The organism is Streptomyces sp. NPDC054842 (assembly GCF_053611025.1).
In genome coordinates this window covers 40644-56149 of record NZ_JBSGZN010000051.1, presented here as the reverse complement: position 1 = coordinate 56149, position 15506 = coordinate 40644, and the positions used below count along the sequence as shown (strand labels likewise).

Annotated in this window: 15 protein-coding genes and 1 riboswitch; of the genes, 6 read left to right on the top strand and 9 right to left on the bottom strand. The window is 71.7% G+C overall.

Going from position 1 to position 15506, the window contains the following annotated elements:
- Positions 1-195 precede the first annotated feature (195 nt).
- Positions 196-615, top strand: a complete 420-nt coding sequence (locus tag ACWGIS_RS30385; protein ID WP_453365678.1) for an organic hydroperoxide resistance protein — start codon at positions 196-198, stop codon at positions 613-615.
- A gap of 280 nt (positions 616-895) precedes the next feature.
- Here ACWGIS_RS30385 and ACWGIS_RS30380 read toward each other — a convergent pair whose 3' ends face one another.
- From ACWGIS_RS30380 to ACWGIS_RS30370, 3 genes are all read right to left on the bottom strand, one after another.
- On the bottom strand, positions 896-1687 hold the full coding sequence (locus tag ACWGIS_RS30380) for a cytochrome b/b6 domain-containing protein (RefSeq protein WP_453365677.1): 792 nt from the start codon (positions 1685-1687) through the stop codon (positions 896-898).
- Complete coding sequence (locus ACWGIS_RS30375; RefSeq protein WP_453365676.1) at positions 1635-2357, bottom strand: molybdopterin-dependent oxidoreductase; 723 nt, start codon at positions 2355-2357, stop codon at positions 1635-1637. The genes ACWGIS_RS30380 and ACWGIS_RS30375 overlap by 53 nt, the downstream gene beginning before the upstream one ends.
- Before the next feature lie 542 nt (positions 2358-2899).
- On the bottom strand, positions 2900-3625 hold the full coding sequence (locus ACWGIS_RS30370) for a hypothetical protein (RefSeq protein ID WP_453365675.1): 726 nt from the start codon (positions 3623-3625) through the stop codon (positions 2900-2902).
- A gap of 266 nt (positions 3626-3891) precedes the next feature.
- Between ACWGIS_RS30370 and ACWGIS_RS30365 the strand changes: the two genes are divergently transcribed.
- The gene (locus ACWGIS_RS30365; RefSeq protein WP_453365674.1) at positions 3892-4464 is read left to right on the top strand and encodes a TetR family transcriptional regulator C-terminal domain-containing protein; all 573 of its coding nucleotides are present in this window, start codon (positions 3892-3894) and stop codon (positions 4462-4464) included.
- A 255-nt stretch (positions 4465-4719) separates the two neighbouring features.
- Here the strand turns inward: ACWGIS_RS30365 and ACWGIS_RS30360 are convergent, their stop codons facing one another.
- The 3 genes from ACWGIS_RS30360 to ACWGIS_RS30350 form a co-directional block, all read right to left on the bottom strand.
- Entirely contained in the window at positions 4720-5706 is a 987-nt protein-coding gene (locus ACWGIS_RS30360) for a nitrilase-related carbon-nitrogen hydrolase (protein ID WP_453365673.1), read from the bottom strand.
- A gap of 367 nt (positions 5707-6073) precedes the next feature.
- Positions 6074-7084: a helix-turn-helix transcriptional regulator gene (locus ACWGIS_RS30355; RefSeq protein WP_453365672.1), complete on the bottom strand. Its 1011-nt coding sequence runs from the start codon at positions 7082-7084 to the stop codon at positions 6074-6076.
- Between the two features lie 115 nt (positions 7085-7199).
- The gene (locus tag ACWGIS_RS30350) at positions 7200-7664 is read right to left on the bottom strand and encodes a MarR family winged helix-turn-helix transcriptional regulator (RefSeq protein ID WP_453365671.1); all 465 of its coding nucleotides are present in this window, start codon (positions 7662-7664) and stop codon (positions 7200-7202) included.
- Between the two features lie 418 nt (positions 7665-8082).
- Between ACWGIS_RS30350 and ACWGIS_RS30345 the strand changes: the two genes are divergently transcribed.
- Complete coding sequence (locus ACWGIS_RS30345) at positions 8083-8547, top strand: MarR family winged helix-turn-helix transcriptional regulator (RefSeq protein ID WP_453365670.1); 465 nt, start codon at positions 8083-8085, stop codon at positions 8545-8547.
- Between the two features lie 155 nt (positions 8548-8702).
- Here the strand turns inward: ACWGIS_RS30345 and ACWGIS_RS30340 are convergent, their stop codons facing one another.
- The 3 genes from ACWGIS_RS30340 to ACWGIS_RS30330 all read right to left on the bottom strand — a co-directional run bounded on the left by ACWGIS_RS30340 (position 8703) and on the right by ACWGIS_RS30330 (position 12636).
- On the bottom strand, positions 8703-9275 hold the full coding sequence (locus ACWGIS_RS30340; RefSeq protein WP_453365669.1) for a CGNR zinc finger domain-containing protein: 573 nt from the start codon (positions 9273-9275) through the stop codon (positions 8703-8705).
- Positions 9276-10008: 733 nt separating this feature from the next.
- Positions 10009-11136, bottom strand: coding sequence for an alpha/beta hydrolase family protein (locus ACWGIS_RS30335; RefSeq protein ID WP_453365668.1), 1128 nt, complete (start codon positions 11134-11136; stop codon positions 10009-10011).
- 594 nt (positions 11137-11730) lie between these two features.
- Positions 11731-12636: a class II aldolase/adducin family protein gene (locus tag ACWGIS_RS30330; RefSeq protein WP_453365667.1), complete on the bottom strand. Its 906-nt coding sequence runs from the start codon at positions 12634-12636 to the stop codon at positions 11731-11733.
- Positions 12637-12839: 203 nt separating this feature from the next.
- On the opposite strand from ACWGIS_RS30330, the gene ACWGIS_RS30325 reads away from it, so the two are divergent.
- The 3 genes from ACWGIS_RS30325 (at position 12840) to ACWGIS_RS30315 (ending at position 15221) form a co-directional block, all read left to right on the top strand.
- Positions 12840-13580 (top strand): lysozyme, encoded by a 741-nt coding sequence (locus ACWGIS_RS30325; RefSeq protein WP_453365666.1) that lies wholly within the window; start codon positions 12840-12842, stop codon positions 13578-13580.
- A 168-nt stretch (positions 13581-13748) separates the two neighbouring features.
- On the top strand, positions 13749-14987 hold the full coding sequence (locus tag ACWGIS_RS30320; protein WP_453365665.1) for an anion permease: 1239 nt from the start codon (positions 13749-13751) through the stop codon (positions 14985-14987).
- A gap of 12 nt (positions 14988-14999) precedes the next feature.
- Complete coding sequence (locus ACWGIS_RS30315) at positions 15000-15221, top strand: hypothetical protein (protein WP_453365664.1); 222 nt, start codon at positions 15000-15002, stop codon at positions 15219-15221.
- Between the two features lie 137 nt (positions 15222-15358).
- Positions 15359-15499, top strand: a riboswitch (cobalamin riboswitch).
- Positions 15500-15506 lie beyond the last annotated feature (7 nt).

The following is a 15506-nucleotide window of genomic DNA, read 5'->3' as shown; positions in this document are numbered from 1 at the left end:
GTCCCGCCGGGAGAAACCCGGCGGGACGGCGACGTTCCCGAAACCCTCCTAGGTGCGTCACCGCCTTGACAGGTGACGCTCGTTTTGGGCACTATGAAGTCACCGATCGAGCAGGTGACGCTAGAAGCGGCTGCCGAGAGGTTCACCGACGTACGGGCTTCCGCCCGCGTCCCCGTCTTTCGTAGAGGATTTGTCATGCCGAACTACACCGCCCACGTGAAGGTCACCGGCGAAGGCCGTAACGGCGGGCGCGCCCGGTCCGACGACGGTCTGCTGGAGACCGACCTGGCACTGCCCAAGGAACTGGGCGGGGCCGGTACGGCGACCAACCCCGAGCAGCTGTTCGCGGCCGGCTGGGCGGCCTGCTTCCTGGGCGCGGTCCGGGTCGCGGCGGCCGAGCGCAAGATCCGTCTGGCCAGCACCGAGATCGACACCGACATGACGCTGAACCACGGCGACGACGGCTTCTCCCTGGCCGCCGTCCTCAACCTCCAGGTCGGCGGCGTGAGCCAGGAGCAGGCCACCGAACTCGCCGAGGCCGCCCACCAGATCTGCCCGTACTCCAAGGCGATTCGCGGCAACATACCGGTGACCATCAACGCCGTCGCCGTCTGACCCCGCCGGACCGGCGCGACCGGCCCCTCCCCCGCCCCGCAGGCCCCGTACACGCACCCCGCGTGTACGGGGCCCCTGCGCGTGTCCGACGCCCGGGGACGCCGGAACTCACCGGTCCACGGCGGCTCTTGCCCCGAGCGGACACAGGGCGGACCGCTTGGTCCTCCGGCCCTGTCGACAGCGGAAGGCCGCCCCACCGGGTGCGGTGGGGCGGCCTTTGCCGCTCAGACTTCTTTGCCGCTTTGCCGGCTCTGTCGCCGTGCGTGGTCCCTCAACGGTCTCAGTTCTCGCATTCCGCGGGCCGGTCTCCGCCCTCGCTCGCAGGCCCGGCCTTGCCCCCGTACTCAAGTCGGTCCTTGCCGCGGGACTGGAGGCGGTCCTTGTCCTGGGACCGGGTCCGGCGCTTGTCCTGGGCCGGATCGTCCGAGAGCCACCGGGGGTGCAGACGAGCGGCCCAGGCGCGGTCGACGTATCCGGTCCGCATCCCCTCCAGAGCCCCGGGATCCGCCCTGGCCTTCCGCCTGTGGGCGAGGACCACGAAGGTGATCGCCCAGGCGACGACGTCGTGGACGAAGATCGCGCTGGTGCGGGAGATGAACGGCAGGAAGCCCATGAACCACATCAGCAGCCCGGTGAGCAGCATGACCAGGACGGCACCGGCGATCCAGCCCGCGTAGAGCTTCTGCCCCGCGTTGAACTTGCCGGCCGGCCGTGAGTCGGGCGACTTCAGCCGGTGGCGGACGGCGCGCAGCCACTGCCTGTCGTACTCGGCGAAGCGGTTGAGCCGGCGCAGGTCCGCCCGCATCTCGGCCGAGAAGAGGCCCAGCAGCACCGGGACGGGGATCAGGAGCCCCGACCACTTGTGCACGGTGGACACCAGGTAGCGTCTGCCGACGAGTTGGGCGACGGGCCCGATGTAGAGGCAGGCGGCCGTCACCAGGCAGAGGAGCACCAGCCAGCCGGTCGAACGGTGCACCAGGCGCTCGGCGCGGGTGAAGCGCCGGACCCTCCCCGAGCGGTCAGGCCGCGGCCCGGTCCCTGTCGGCCCCGTCGAGCCAACCGTCGACGTCATAGCCGCGTTCCTCCCAATAACCGGGTTCCACCGTGCTGGTGACCGTGATGCCGGACAGCCACTTGGCCGACTTGTAGAAGTACATCGGCGCGACGAAGAGGCGGACCGGCCCGCCATGGGCGTGCGTGATGGGCTTGTCCTGCATGTCGAGAGCGACCAACACGTCGGCTCTGCGCGCCTGTTCGAGGGTGAGGCTCTCGGTGTAGGCCCCGTCGAAGCACGTGAAGTGGACGGCCGTGCCCTTGGACCGCACTCCCGCGGCGTCCAGGAGGTCCGACAACTTCACGCCGCTGAACGGCGTGTCGTCCACGCGCCACCCGTCGGTGCACACCACGTCGGCGACGACCCGGGTCTGCGGCATCGCGCGCAGCTCGGCGAGCGTGTAGGACGTCGGCCGGTCCACCAGGCCGTCGATGGTCAGTTCGTAGTTCGTCGCGTCCTTGTGCGGGACCGACGTGACGACGCTGAAGTACCGAAAACCACCCGGGTTGGGCAGCAGGCCGGTGATGCCGGTCGGGTCGACCTGGGAGGAGGACGCGAGGAACCGCTCCCAGCCGTTCTGCAGGTAGGGGGCACCGACGAGGCCGGCGGCCCCCGCGGCGAACATGCCCAGCATGGCCCGGCGCGCCATCGGCGCCCCGTCGGCCGGACGTTTCGACTTCCCAGTCATGACCACCAGTCCTTCGCCTCGCGGCGACAGCGGCGCATACGTGGCCACCGTGCGGCCGTGGGTGTGCGCGGGTTCGTACGACGGGGGTGCCGGGTGGTGCCCGATCCGGCTGCCCGGTCAGCCCGCGGCGACCGGACCTGCGCCGCTCGCGGCCGACTTCGACAGCCGACTCGTCGACAGCGAGCCGTCACCCCCTGAAGCGGTGTACGCATGCTGCCACGCCAATTCGTCACCAGTCAATGTGGTGACGAAGTGTCCGCCGTCACCCGAGCTGGACAATTCGAGACCGTGTCCGCGGGCGATTGCCGGCATCACATCACGGTGAATCGGCGCATGGACGGCCGGTCGGCGAGTCGCCCATAACGCCGCCATGACTCACCGTTTCGACAGGTGAGCGACGAACAAGCAAGCCGTCTTGGGGCGGACTGCACCCGGGCGAGCGAGGAGGAATGACACCTCCAGGGGACTGCGAGCTCGGAGCATTCCGCTACGCGCCGCAGCCCCCCGTGTACACATACGGGCCGGGATGGCCCTCGGCCAGATCAGGAGAAGACGACGTCGTCGATGTCGATGGTGACGAGCTCGATGTCCCGGATCGGGGCACCGTCCTCACCGATCGGGTGGACGCGCCGCTTGGTCGGGACCATGATCCCGCCGAACTCCTTGTACTCCGAGGTGTAGTGCGCGGCCGGCCCGGCGTTGAGGACCTCGGCCGTGTAGTCGTGCCGGCGCAGCAGCCCGGCCTCGTCGAAGTAGAAGACCTGCTCCTTGGAGTGCGTGGCGATGCTGTCGGGGAAGGTCACCTTCAGCCGCCGCAGCGTGGCACCGTCCTCGGTCACGGGCGCCAGTTCCTCTGTCGTGAACTCGGGCGAGGCGAACGTGAACGGGCTGGTCAGGTAGGTCCACATCGCGTAGCCGGCGAAGTAGGCGAGGTGCAGGTCGTCCCAGGGGGTCTCCAGGGTGTGACCGTCGAAGGACGCACGCGGGTCGAGCCGCGCGGCCCGCACCTCACCGCGGTCGTTCTCCACGGCCACGCGCCGGGCGGTGAAGGACGTGCGCAGGTCGGGCGCGGTGAAAGGGCTGTGGCTGGCGTACTGCTCGTGGGGATCGAGGCCGACCCGCACGGTGGCCGAGTCGAGAATGCCGCTCTTCCCCTTCAGCTCCCACAGGCCGCCGCCGGTACGGATGGCGGCCGTGACCGTGCGGTACCGCTCGTACCGGTCCAGGCCGCCGTGGGCGTCGATGACAGTGGTGGTGAGGTCGGTCATGGGGTCCTCATTCGCGATGGAGTGTCCGTTCCGGACGAATGACCCGACCATAACGACCGGTCGTCTTAAAAGCAACGGACGCACACCTGTCGAGGGGGTGACTCGGCCCACGCCGGGCGAGCGAGATGGAGCCAACCCGCTTACACAGCCCATATCGGTGGCCGCGACGGCTTGAGCGGGCAGCGAGACGACCACGGCCGCCCCCTGGCCGCGCGGGCGCAAGTGGTACCCTAAGACGATCGACCATCTTGCTAGGAGACGTCATCGTGGCTCGGGCCAGTTTGCGGGAAAACATCATCGAGGCAGCCGTCGACCGCTTCCATTCGCACGGGTACGCGGCCACCGGCGTGAAGGACATCACCGACGCGGCCGGTGCTCCCAAGGGGTCCTTCTACAACCATTTCGAGAGCAAGGAAGCCCTGGCCGTCGTGGCGCTGGAGCGCTACGGCGCGAGTCGCCGGCTGGACATGCTGGCCGACGGCTCGGTGGCCCCGCTCGCCCGGGTGCGCCGGCACTTCGAGTTCCTCCGCGACGAGAACCTCGACGCCGGTTTCGCCCGCGGCTGCATGGTCGGTGACATGGCGGTCGAGGTGGCCGACCACAGCGAGGCCGTGCGGGCCAGCGTGCTGGAGAGCTTCAGCTACTGGCGCGAGGCGCTGGCGGGGGCCATCCTCGACGCCCAGGAGGCGGGCGAGGTGTCCAAGGCGCAGGACGCCGCCACTCTGGCCGCCTTCGTGCTCAACGCATGGGAAGGCACCCTGATCGCCACCAGGACCGACCGCTCGGCGAAGCCGTTCGAGTCCTTCTTCACGATCGTCTTCGGCGCCGTCCTGCGCTGACGGACGGACCGCGCGTCCCGAACGGAAGCGGCATCCCCCGAGGGACGGATGCCGCTTCCGTTCGGGACGTTTCGCTTTCCGCTCCCCCGCCGAGCCGCCCGGGACGCATGCACGCCGGACGTTCCCCGCCGCGCCGCGGGGCTACGGCCCGGGGCGGGACGACGTCGCACATCCCCGGCGGACCCATGCCTCGCCCGTCGGGAACACTGCGGCGCAGGCCACCCGGTCCGCGTGTGAAGTGGCCGCGTCGGCAGCTCACTTGGCGTCTGCGGAGCGCCCTTCTTCGGCCGCGCACGTGTCCGGGGCGACCCGGGCACCGCGCTCGTGGACGTGGGGGGCCGGCGAGCGGTCGATGTTCAGGCTGAGCAGTTCGGGGCGGCTGTAGTGGCCACTCGCGTCCATCAGGCGCTTGCGGCGGTCGATGAGGGCGAGGTCGAGGTCGGCAATGACCTCGCCCTCGCCGGAGGTCAAGGGCTCACCGACGAGCTTGCCCTCGGGGTCGACGATGGCGGTGAAGAATCCGCCCGAGACCGCCTGGACGGGACCGCCGGTGTCCTTGGCGATCTGCGCCTGCTGGTCGGCGTCGAGCCACGCGGTGGCGTTGACGACGAAGGCGGCCGATTCCAGGGCGTGCTGGCGGATGTTGACCTCGATCTGCTCGGCGAAGAGTTCACCGCCGAAGGCGCCGGGGTACATCGCCGCGTGGATCTGCTCGCCGTCGGCGATGAGGGCGTGGCGGGCCAGCGGCTGGTAGTGCTCCCAGCAGGCGAGCTGGCCGATGCGGCCCACGGAGCTGTCGACCGCGCGCAGCCCCGATCCGTCTCCCTGACCCCAGACCATGCGCTCGTGGTAGGTCGGCGTGATCTTGCGGCGGCGCTGGATGAGGGTGCCGTCGGCGTCGAAGAGGAGCTGGGTGTTGTAAATGGTGCCGCCGTCGCGCTCGTTGACGCCGATGGCGACGACCATGCCGGCCTCGCGGGCCGCGTCGCCGATCGCGTCGGTGTCGGCGGAGGGCACGGTCACCGACTCCTCCAGCAGGCGCAGGTGCTCCGTGGCCTGCGCGTACGGGGGCTGCACGAAGGAGAAGTAGGGGTAGTAGGGGACGACGGTCTCCGGAAAGACCGCGAACTCAACCCCTTGGCGCCCCAGTTCGCGGATCTTGCCGACCACCTTCTCGATCGTCCCGGCGCGGCTGTAGAGCACCGGACTGATCTGTACCGCGGCTGCCTTCACAACAGTCATGGCAAAGCTCCTCATCAATTGTGCGGTCCTGGATGACGTCGGGTTGCGTCTGCCGCTCGAGCGGGGACACGACCGACCTGCGGCTCGATCGGCCGCGGGGTGAGGGGTGCGCTCTCTGTCGGGCCGCTCAATTACTGTCGGCCGACCGCCGTCACCGACAGGGCCTCATCGGCCCGCACCACCAATAGGAGCATATGCTCCTATCTTCCGGATGGCAAGGACTCACCCCCCACCTCCTCGCACGTACGGTGGATGCGGACCTGTGCGCTCACCGCGCCGGGCCCCGCACGCTTCGGGGTACGGCGCCGGTCCGCCGCGGAACCGACCCCGGCCGGATCCATAACCGACCCCCGGGTCGCCGCCCGCTCTAGAGCCAGCCTCGGCGGGCGGCCTGCCAGGCCAGTTGCATACGGGTCACGGCGCCCGCCAGGGCCATCATGTGCTGGATGCGGCGCTGGACGGTACGCCGGCTCAGTCCCATCTGGCTGGCGATCGCCTTGTCGGTGATGCCCGCGACCAGGAAGGCGAGGAGTCTGCGGTCGGTCTCACGCAGGACGTCGGCGCTCTCGGCGTGATCGGTGCCGGTCGCGCCGTCGATGGCGCCGGACGCGCTGATGTCCAGGGGGACGGCGTCCTCCCAGTACCGCTCGAAGAGGGCGATCAGCGCCTCCAGGAGACTGCTGCCCCTCAGCAGTGCGGCCGTCGGCTCACCGGGGCTGCCGAAAGGCCCCCCGGGCACCAGCGGGCAGATGGCCATCTCCCGGTCGGCTATGGCAAGCCGCAGCGGGAGATGGGGTACGGAGCGGGCCAGCTCGCCGGCCTGCACGCCCGCGACAACGTTATCGACGGCGCCGGGATCATCGAAGAAGGCCCGCTCGTAGACGACCCGGTAGCGGACGCCGCGCGCCAGCGCCTCGTACTCCGCGTGGTTGCTCCCCGACGACATGGCCACGTACTGGGCCTTGCAGAACCACAGCAGCTCATGGCGGGCGTTGCCCTGCAGGTGGCGCAGGTGCTGGCGCATCGCCTCGGCGCCGGTGATGACTTCGATGAGGTGCCCGGGGTCCTGGTGCCGGCGGCTGCTGCGGTAACTGCCCAGGAGCTCGGTGACGGCGGTCCGGGCCTCGTCCAGCGCCTCGGCCCGGCGCTGCAGCCGCGGGAGCAGCGTGACGTCGGGAGGGGACGCCACGAAACGAAAGGGGGCGCTGTCACTGGTGCTGGCGAGCCCTTTGCCCACGAGCGCGGCGAGAACGGACTCGGCTTCGGCGAGGGCGAAGCGGGAGTGTGACGCGATCTCCTCGACCGAGGCGGTCGACGTGGCGACCAGGAGCCGGTAGACGGTCTCCTCGGCGGGTGTGAGGCCAGCCGCTTCGAGCATGGCCGAGTCCTCCTGGGATCGGGGGCGCGCAGAGGTGGCCGCGCACCGTGGAGGTGGAGGTGGTGGAGAGCTGGACGCGGGAGCGGACGCCGAACGAGGAGAGACCCGGCTGTGGTCAGGTCCCGATGTTGTTCAGGGCGGCCGCGAGCTTCTTCAGGTCGAGCCCGGTCAGGTGGTCGAGGAAGTGGCGGCGCACAGAGGCCAGGTTGCTCGGCCACGCCTCTTCGAGCCGGGCGAAGCCCTCGTCGGTGAGGATGGCGTTGTAGCCGCGGGCGTCCTCCGCGGAGCGGACGCGCTGGATGAGCCCCTGGGCCTCCAGCCGGCTCGCCAGGCGGGTGATCCCGCTGAGCGACATGTCGATCGCACCGGCGAGGTCGCTCATGCGCAGCTGCCTGTTCGGAGCCTCGGAGAGATTCATCATCGCCAGGTACTCGACGAGGGAGATCCGCTGCTCGCGGATCATGTCGGCGTCGATGGCACGCGGCAGCGTGTAGATGACGCGGCTGAGGGACCGTACGACGGCCTCTTCGTCCGGCGTGAGGGGCTTCAACGGCTCTGACTGCGGTGCGACGCGTGACATGGACCCACTTTACTTGCTCGACGAAGGAAATTGGTGACCGGTCATCCGGCGTACCGCCGACGGGCTCCCGCCGGCACCTCTGCACCCGTCACAGGACGGACGGGGGTTCCCGGCCGGAGCGTGTGGAGGTGTGGCGCTCAGCCCGCGAGACTAGAGGGGCGGGGAAAGAAGCTCGTGTACACGCCACCACCGGTCTCGGGACGGGCATCGGGCCGCACGGCCACTCCGCGGCACGCTACAATAAATTGCTTCGCGTAGCAATATGCCATGATGAGTGCGCCCGCTGCCCTGCCGGCCAGGTGCCGGTCGAACCCGCGCGGCGCGACGCTGCGCAGCTGAGACCGTCCGTCCGGCGCGGGGCCCTGAGCCGCCCCGGCCAGAGACGCGGCGCGCTGCCCACGTAGGAGGAGGACCGCCCGTGACACGGAACTCGGCACGCACGGAAGAGGTGCGCCCGCTCGACCCGGACGAAGAGGCCGTCGTGCGGTCCCTGCCCCACCTCATCTACGCCCTGCCCAACGCCATCGACGGCGAGATGGCCCGTGAGCAGCGGCTGTCTGCCACCGAGTACCTGACGCTGATGCACCTGTCCGAGGCACCCGATCGGCGGCTGAGGATGGGTGAACTCGCGGAGGGGTGCGCCATGTCGTGCAGTGGCATGACCCGCATCGTGCGCCGGCTGATGAGCCAGGACCTCATCGGCCGGGTGCAGTGCGACCTGGACGCGCGCAGCTGGAAGGCTGAGCTGACCGACGCCGGTCTGGCGCGGCTGGAGGAGGCGTGGCCGACGAACCTGGCCGCCGTGCGCCGCCACTTCCTCGACCACCTCAAGGACTTTGACCTGAAGGAACTCGCCGCCGCCTTGCAGAAGGTGGCCACATAAGGGCTTGACGCCTGGCCAAGCCCGTCCGCACGGCCGCCCGTTCAGTCAGTTGCCAGACCTGAAGCGGCGGGTTCGCTCGCCCTGATGCGTGACCGCCCCAACGGGGCGACAGCGCGGCCGCAGCGGCAGGGCGACCCGAACCGGCAGTCGCGCCCTCACGGGCGCACGGTCGCCGTCGCCTTCCGCCCGCTCAGCCGCTTGCGGGCACGGTAGGCCGCGGCCTTCATCCGGTTGCCGCACGGGTCCATGGCGCACCACTCCCGCAGCGCTCCCCGCGACCGGTCGACGTAGACCTGCGAGCACTCCGGGTTGCCGCACTCCTTGAGCAGCGACGCCTCCGGTCCGCCGAGCACCGAGACCGCGTTCTGCGCCACGGCGGCGAACGCCTGCTGGAGTGACGCCTCGACCTGACGGCCGGACCGCGTGAGCTGCGGAACCGGCATGGGCCGACGGGCGTAGTCGTTCACGAGCGCCAGGGCGTCCGGGGCGTAGGCGTCGCGGGCCATCCTGTCGAGGATCAGCCGGTGGACCGCCTCCCTGAGCTGCAGCGCCTCACGAAGGTCGGAGAACTCGCAGGGGATCTCGTACTCGGTGATGCCGCTCTCGCGGAACCAGACACCGAGGCTTTCGGCCGAGTTCAGGTCTTCACGAGGTACGGAGCGGTGCCTGTAGCGCAGTGTTCCCGCGAAATCGAGCGCCGGGGCACCTCCAGGGAATGCGTGCATCATGTCACCATGCTGGGCGGTGACGCTTCGAGATGCAAGAAGTGCACTTCAGGGAGCCGTCGAGCCAAGATGCTCGTCGATTCACTGTCCCGTGCACGCCTGGACGGTGACGCACGAATCGCCGAGGCCCCGTGACCTCACGAGGGAACACATGCGTACGCACCCCATGAGCAGGTGACAGTCAACGCAATCCGCGCCGCCGACGGGCCCGGTCGGCACCGGCGTTCCGGATATCGCCGACGCCGGTGTCGCCATGTCGACAGCGGCGTCCCCGGCCCAGCGGCGTCGAACCTCTCCCCGCTGCTGCGCGCGTGCGGGGCCCGCCGGGCGGTACCGGCCCGGCGGGCGGCCGCTCCCTCAGCCGGCCTGCCGCACGAGCGCGGCGGCGTCGGGCGCCCCGGGGCCCCCCCCCCCCGCGGCCCCGGCGGGCCCGGCCCCCACCCGCCCCCCCCCCAGAGGCCGCGCCGGCCCCGGCGGGGGGGGGGGGCCGGCCGCCTGGCGGGCGAATGCCGGGGCATCCCGCTTGGCGCCCCGAGCCAGCCCGGGGGCGCCTGGCGGGCGAGTGGTGGCATCCCGGGGGGTTGCCGGGGCGGGCTCCTGGGCGGCGTTGGCGGGACGCCCGGCGGCGAGGGCGGGCCGAGCCTGGCTGGGGGCGCCGGGCGCCCCGTCGACAAATGCCGGGGCGCCCCTCAAGCAGGGGCCGGGGCGCCCGCCGTACGACGGGCGCCCCGGTGGGTCACATCAGCGGGGTGAGGAAGCGGCGGAGTGTCTCCTCGTAGCCGGCCGGGTCGGCGTTCCACATGGCGCCGTGCGGGGCGTGCCGGACGGTGTGCAGGGTGACGAGGTCGGGGCGGAGCGCCGCGAGGCGGCGCGAGGGGCCCCACGGCGCGATCACGTCGTCGGGGCCGTGCACCAGCAGGGTCGGGACCGTGAGCCGGGCCGGGTCCACGACCTCACGGATGCGGTCGCCGTGCGGGCTGGTGCGTCCCTGGGCGGCGCGCACCGCGAGGGGCAGCAGCGCGGCGGGCGTGCGGCGGGCCGAGGCCAGGGCGCGCAGCGTCGTCTCCCAGCTGAGCACCGGCGAGTCCAGGACGAGCCCGGAGATGCGGTCGCGCAGCGCGGAGTGCGCGGCGGCGTGCAGCGCCATGGTGGCGCCGGTCGACCAGCCGTGGAGGACGACCTTCTCGGCCCCGTAGCGCACCGCGTAGCGGATGGCGGCGTCCAGGTCTCGCCACTCGGTCTCGCCGAGGTGGTTCAGCCCGTCCTGCGAGCGGGGTGCGCCGAGGTCGCCCCGGTAGGCGAGGTCGAGCACCGGCAGGTGCTGGCGCTGGAGGAACGGCATGACGTTCATCGGGTGCTCGCGGGTGGTGCCCAGGCCGTGCACGGTGATCACCCAGGTCTCGCGGGCGCCGGGCAGGAACCACGCCGGGAGGGCGCCGAGCTCGCCGGGCACGTCCACGTCGGCGTGCTCCAGGCCGAGGGCGCCGGCCGGGTCGCCCACGTACACGTTCGGGGTCAGCCAGACCTTGTCGCCGGGTTCCATGGTGCCGTGGGTGACGCGTTCCAGGCGGCGTACGACCGTGTCCGCGGGGTGCGGGGCACCGTCCAGGACCGGGCCGACGACCGCGTGGGAGCCGTCGCCGCCGAGTCCGTAGGTACCCGGGCGCAGCGAGGCCAGGGCCCGGGTGAGGGCGATCTGGCCGGCGGCCGTGGAGTGCACGGTGAGGCGGGGTTCGGTGGGGAGGGGACGGCCCGGTGGCGCCTTCAGCGCGGCATCGCTGGCGTACCGGCCGGCGGCTACGGAGGCCGCGCCTGCGGCGAGGGCAACGGTGACGGCGGCGGCCGTCGCTTTGACAGTGCGCACCGGTCCAGTCTCCCGGGGGAGCCCTCTGTCGGCCAGCGGGCGGGTCCTCGCGTTTTCCCGGGCGCGGGCCGCGGGCCGGACTGGTGCGGGTGATCGCCCGGGCGCGCGGCCTCCGCTCCCGGCGTCCGCTCCTCGTTGCCGTGCCGTCGCCGTGAGGCCACCGCAAGGCCACCATGCGGCCGCCCCAGGCCGCCGGGGGCCACTTCAGGGCCGCTCTGGGCGCCCTCCCGCTCCGGGCCCCCGGGCTGCCCCAGGCCCGCCGTGAGGTCGCCGTGGGCCACCGCGAGGCCGCCCGGCACCGCCGTGAGTGGCCACGGGGCCACCGCGAAGCCGTCGCGGAGGCCGCCTTGGGCCGTCGCGAGGTGGCCATGGAGTCACCGCGAGGCCGTCGCGAGGACACGCTGGGCTCCTGTGAGGCCCCCGGGAGACCCCTACGAAACTCGTGGAGGTCTCCCGGGACCGCCGCGAGGCAGCCACGGGGGTCACCGCGAGGCCGTCGCGAGGTCACGCCGGGCTCCCGTAAGGCCCCGGGAGACCCCACGAGACCAACATGAGGCCGCCGTCAGGGGCCTTCCCGTCCCGTCGGGGCGGGCGTCAGCCCTGACGCGGGTCCCGGTCCTCCTCGCGCGGGCGGCCGTAGCGGGCCAGTCGCCGGGTCGCCTCCTCCAACTGGGCGGAGGTCAGCAGGGACGGGGTCAGGCCGGGGACGGAGGACGCGGTGAGCCAGACGCGGCACATCCACTCCAGCTGGGCCGTGCGGTCGTAGGCCTGGTCGAGGGTGGCGCCATGGGCGACGGTGCCGTGGTTCCGCAGGAGGCAGGCCGAGCGGCCGGAGAGGGCCCGGAGCATGTTCTCCGCCAGTTCCTCGGTGCCGTACGTCGCGTACGGGGCGACGCGGACCGGTCCGCCGAGCGCGCCGGACATGTAGTGGATCAGCGGCAGCTCGCTGACGAGCGTCGAGACGGCCGTGGCGTGGACGGCGTGGGTGTGCACGACGGCGCGCGCGTCGGTGGCGCGGTAGACGGCGAGATGCATCGGCAGTTCGCTCGTCGGCGGCAGCGCACCGCGCACCCGGCGGCCGTCGAGGGTGACGGCGACGAGGTCCGCGGGTGTCAGCCGGTCGTACGGCACGCCCGAGGGCGTGACCAGGACGGTGTCCCCGACGCGCACCGAGACGTTGCCCGACGTCCCGACGACCAGCCCGTCGGCCACGGTGCGGCGGGCCGTCGCCACCAGTTCGCTCCACGCCTCCGCGAGCCGCTCTCCGGGGTCCTCCGCGACGTGCTCCCCGGGGTCCTCCGCAGACCGCCTCCCCGCCTGTGTTCCGAGCCGCTCCCCCGGGCCCTCACCCGGCCGCTCCCCCGGGTCCTCGTCGGGCCGCTTCCCCCGGCCCTCGCCCGGCCGCTCCCCCAGGCCCTGCCCGGTCCCGTCTCCTCCGCCGCCCGGAGTCCCGTCCCGGCCCGGCCGGTCGTCCCCGGGGTCCCGCCGCTGTTCAGCCATGACGCGATCCTGCCAGGACCGGGCGTCCGCCTGCGGCTGCCGACGGCAGGGGTGTCCGTGCCGAACGCGTGCACCCGGACGGACGGTTGACCGGCGCCATCACCTGTCGTGACGGGGTGGACACGGATGGTCAGAGGGGCGTCGATTTTCCAGTAGCCTCTGGGGGTTTTGTCGTGGCGTGTCGCAGTCCCGTGGGGGAAAACATGGCCCGTGTGCACCACCCGTCCCGTCGCCGGGTCCGCGCCGTCGCGGCCGCCGTGGCCGTGCTCGTGGCCGGTGGGGCCGCGCTGGCCGGGGCGCCGGTGGCGGCGGCGGGCAAGCCGCGGGGGCACGACGTCTCCTCGCACCAGAAGAACGTCGACTGGCCGGCCGCGAAGGCCCGGGGTGCCCGGTTCGTCTACGTGAAGGCGACCGAGTCGACCGGCTACCGGAACCCGTACTTCGGCCGCCAGTACGACGGCTCGCGCGCGGCGGGCCTCCTGCGCGGCGCGTACCACTTCGCCCTCCCGGACAGGTCCTCGGGCGGCGCGCAGGCAGCGTTCTTCGTGCGCAACGGAGGTGACTGGCGGCCGGACGGCTGGACGCTGCCGCCCGCGCTCGACATCGAGTACAACCCGTACGGGAGGAAGTGCTACGGCCTGGGCAGGGCCGCGATGGTGAAGTGGATCCGGGCGTTCAGCGACGGCGTCGAGCGGGCGACGGGCCGCCGGCCGGTGATCTACACGACCACGCACTGGTGGAACGACTGCACCGGGGCCAGCCCCGCCTTCGCCGCGGACCACGCGCTGTGGATCGCTCGCTACGACTCGGCTGACGCGGGGCCGCTGCCGGCGGGGTGGACGTACTGGACGTTCTGGCAGTACGACAACGGCGGACGCCTGCCGGGTGACCAGAATCTCTTCAACGGTTCCCCGAGCGGTCTGCGGACGTTCGCGAGGGGCTAGCGGAGCCCGGAATTCCGCCTCTGTCGGGGCCCGGCGCACGCCACTCGCACACAAGCGGAATGACCGCATGCCGATCGGGTCACCGCTCCGCCCGCCCCAGTTCATCTTCCGTTCACCCAGGTTGCCTACGTTCCACTTGCCACTGACGTCCAACAGAAGCCTGGGTAAATGGAACACATCACGCTTCTCCTCGGGATCGTGATCGTTACCGCTCTCGTGTTCGATTTCACGAACGGTTTCCACGACACTGCCAACGCGATGGCGACGACCATCTCGACCGGCGCTCTGAAGCCCAAGACGGCGGTGGCGATGTCCGCCGCGCTGAACCTCGTCGGCGCCTTCCTCTCCGTGGAGGTCGCCAAGACGATCTCCGGCGGCATCATCAACGAAGAAGGCATCCGCACGGAGGTCATATTCGCGGCGCTCGTCGGCGCCATCCTGTGGAATCTGCTGACCTGGCTCCTGGGTCTGCCCTCCAGCTCCTCCCACGCACTCTTCGGCGGCCTCATCGGCGCCGCGGTCATGTCGGCCGGCTGGTCGTCGGTGAACGGCTCGACCGTCGTCACCAAGGTGCTCATCCCCGCGGTCGCCGCGCCCGTCGTGGCCGGACTCGCCGCGATGCTCGCCACCCGCCTGACGTACAGGATCGGCCAGCGCGCCGACGAGAAGGCGACCGCCAAGGGCTACCGCGCCGGCCAGATCGCCTCCGCCGGCCTGGTCTCGCTCGCCCACGGCACGAACGACGCGCAGAAGACGATGGGCATCATCACCCTCGCCCTGGTCACCGGCGGCGTGCTCGCGCCGGGCTCCAACCCTCCCACCTGGGTCATCGTCTCGGCCGGTATGGCCATCGCCCTCGGCACCTACCTCGGCGGCTGGCGCATCATCCGCACCATGGGCAAGGGCCTCACCGACCTCGCGCCGCCGCAGGGCTTCGCCGCCCAGACCAGCGCCGCCACGGTCATCCTGGCCTCCTCGCACCTGGGCTTCTCGCTCTCCACCACCCAGTCCTGCTCCGGCGCGGTCATGGGCTCCGGCCTCGGCCGCAAGGGCGGCGTCGTCCGCTGGTCGACCGCGACCCGCATGTTCATCGCCTGGGGCCTGACCCTGCCCGCCGCCGGCCTCGTCGGCGCCGGCGCCGAGTTCCTCACCCAGCAGGGCACCTGGGGCATCATCGCGACGGGCACGCTGCTCGTGGCCGGTGCCGCGGTCATCTGGACCCTCTCGCGCCGCCAGCCGGTCACCATGGACAACGTCAACGGGACCGACACCGAGCCCGCGGGTGTCGTCACCACCGCGATCGCCGCGGTCACCCCGCCGCCGGCCGGCCCGGTGAGCCTGACGGCCACCATCCCGGCCCCGGACTCCGGCCCCACCACCGAGCCCACCCGCCCGGCCACGGTCTAAGGAACGAACAGCATGAACATCGACTGGGCAGCCCTCGGCTCCGTCTTCGGAGTCAGCCTCGTGGTCACCGTGGCCCTCGTCGGCCTCTTCACCCTCGGCATCGTCGGCCTCTCCAAGCGGGAGTCCGGCGGCGCGCAGGGCGGGTCCGCGGCCCTCGCGGTCACCACCGCGTACGCCTGCTTCGCCGCCTGCGCGGCGGCGGTGGCGTACGGGATCTACCTCATCGTCGCCTGACGGCGGACACAACCGGCGCAAGTCGGGTAAGACCGGCATCACTTCACGTGGGGTGCGGGACGGATCACCGTCCCGCACCCCACGTGCGTGTGGGCCTTCGCACACTCTCCCTCCGCAGGTCAACAGCAAGTTGACGGCTGTTCTGAGCCCGTGGTGGACTGCCGGAGCCAAGAGGCGTCAGGAGAGGAAGCCGGTGTGAATCCGGCGCGGTCCCGCCACTGTCACCGGGGAAGGAAGTCCCCCGGGAGCCAGGAACTCTCCCCGCCGGTCTCTTCGAACCAGGGC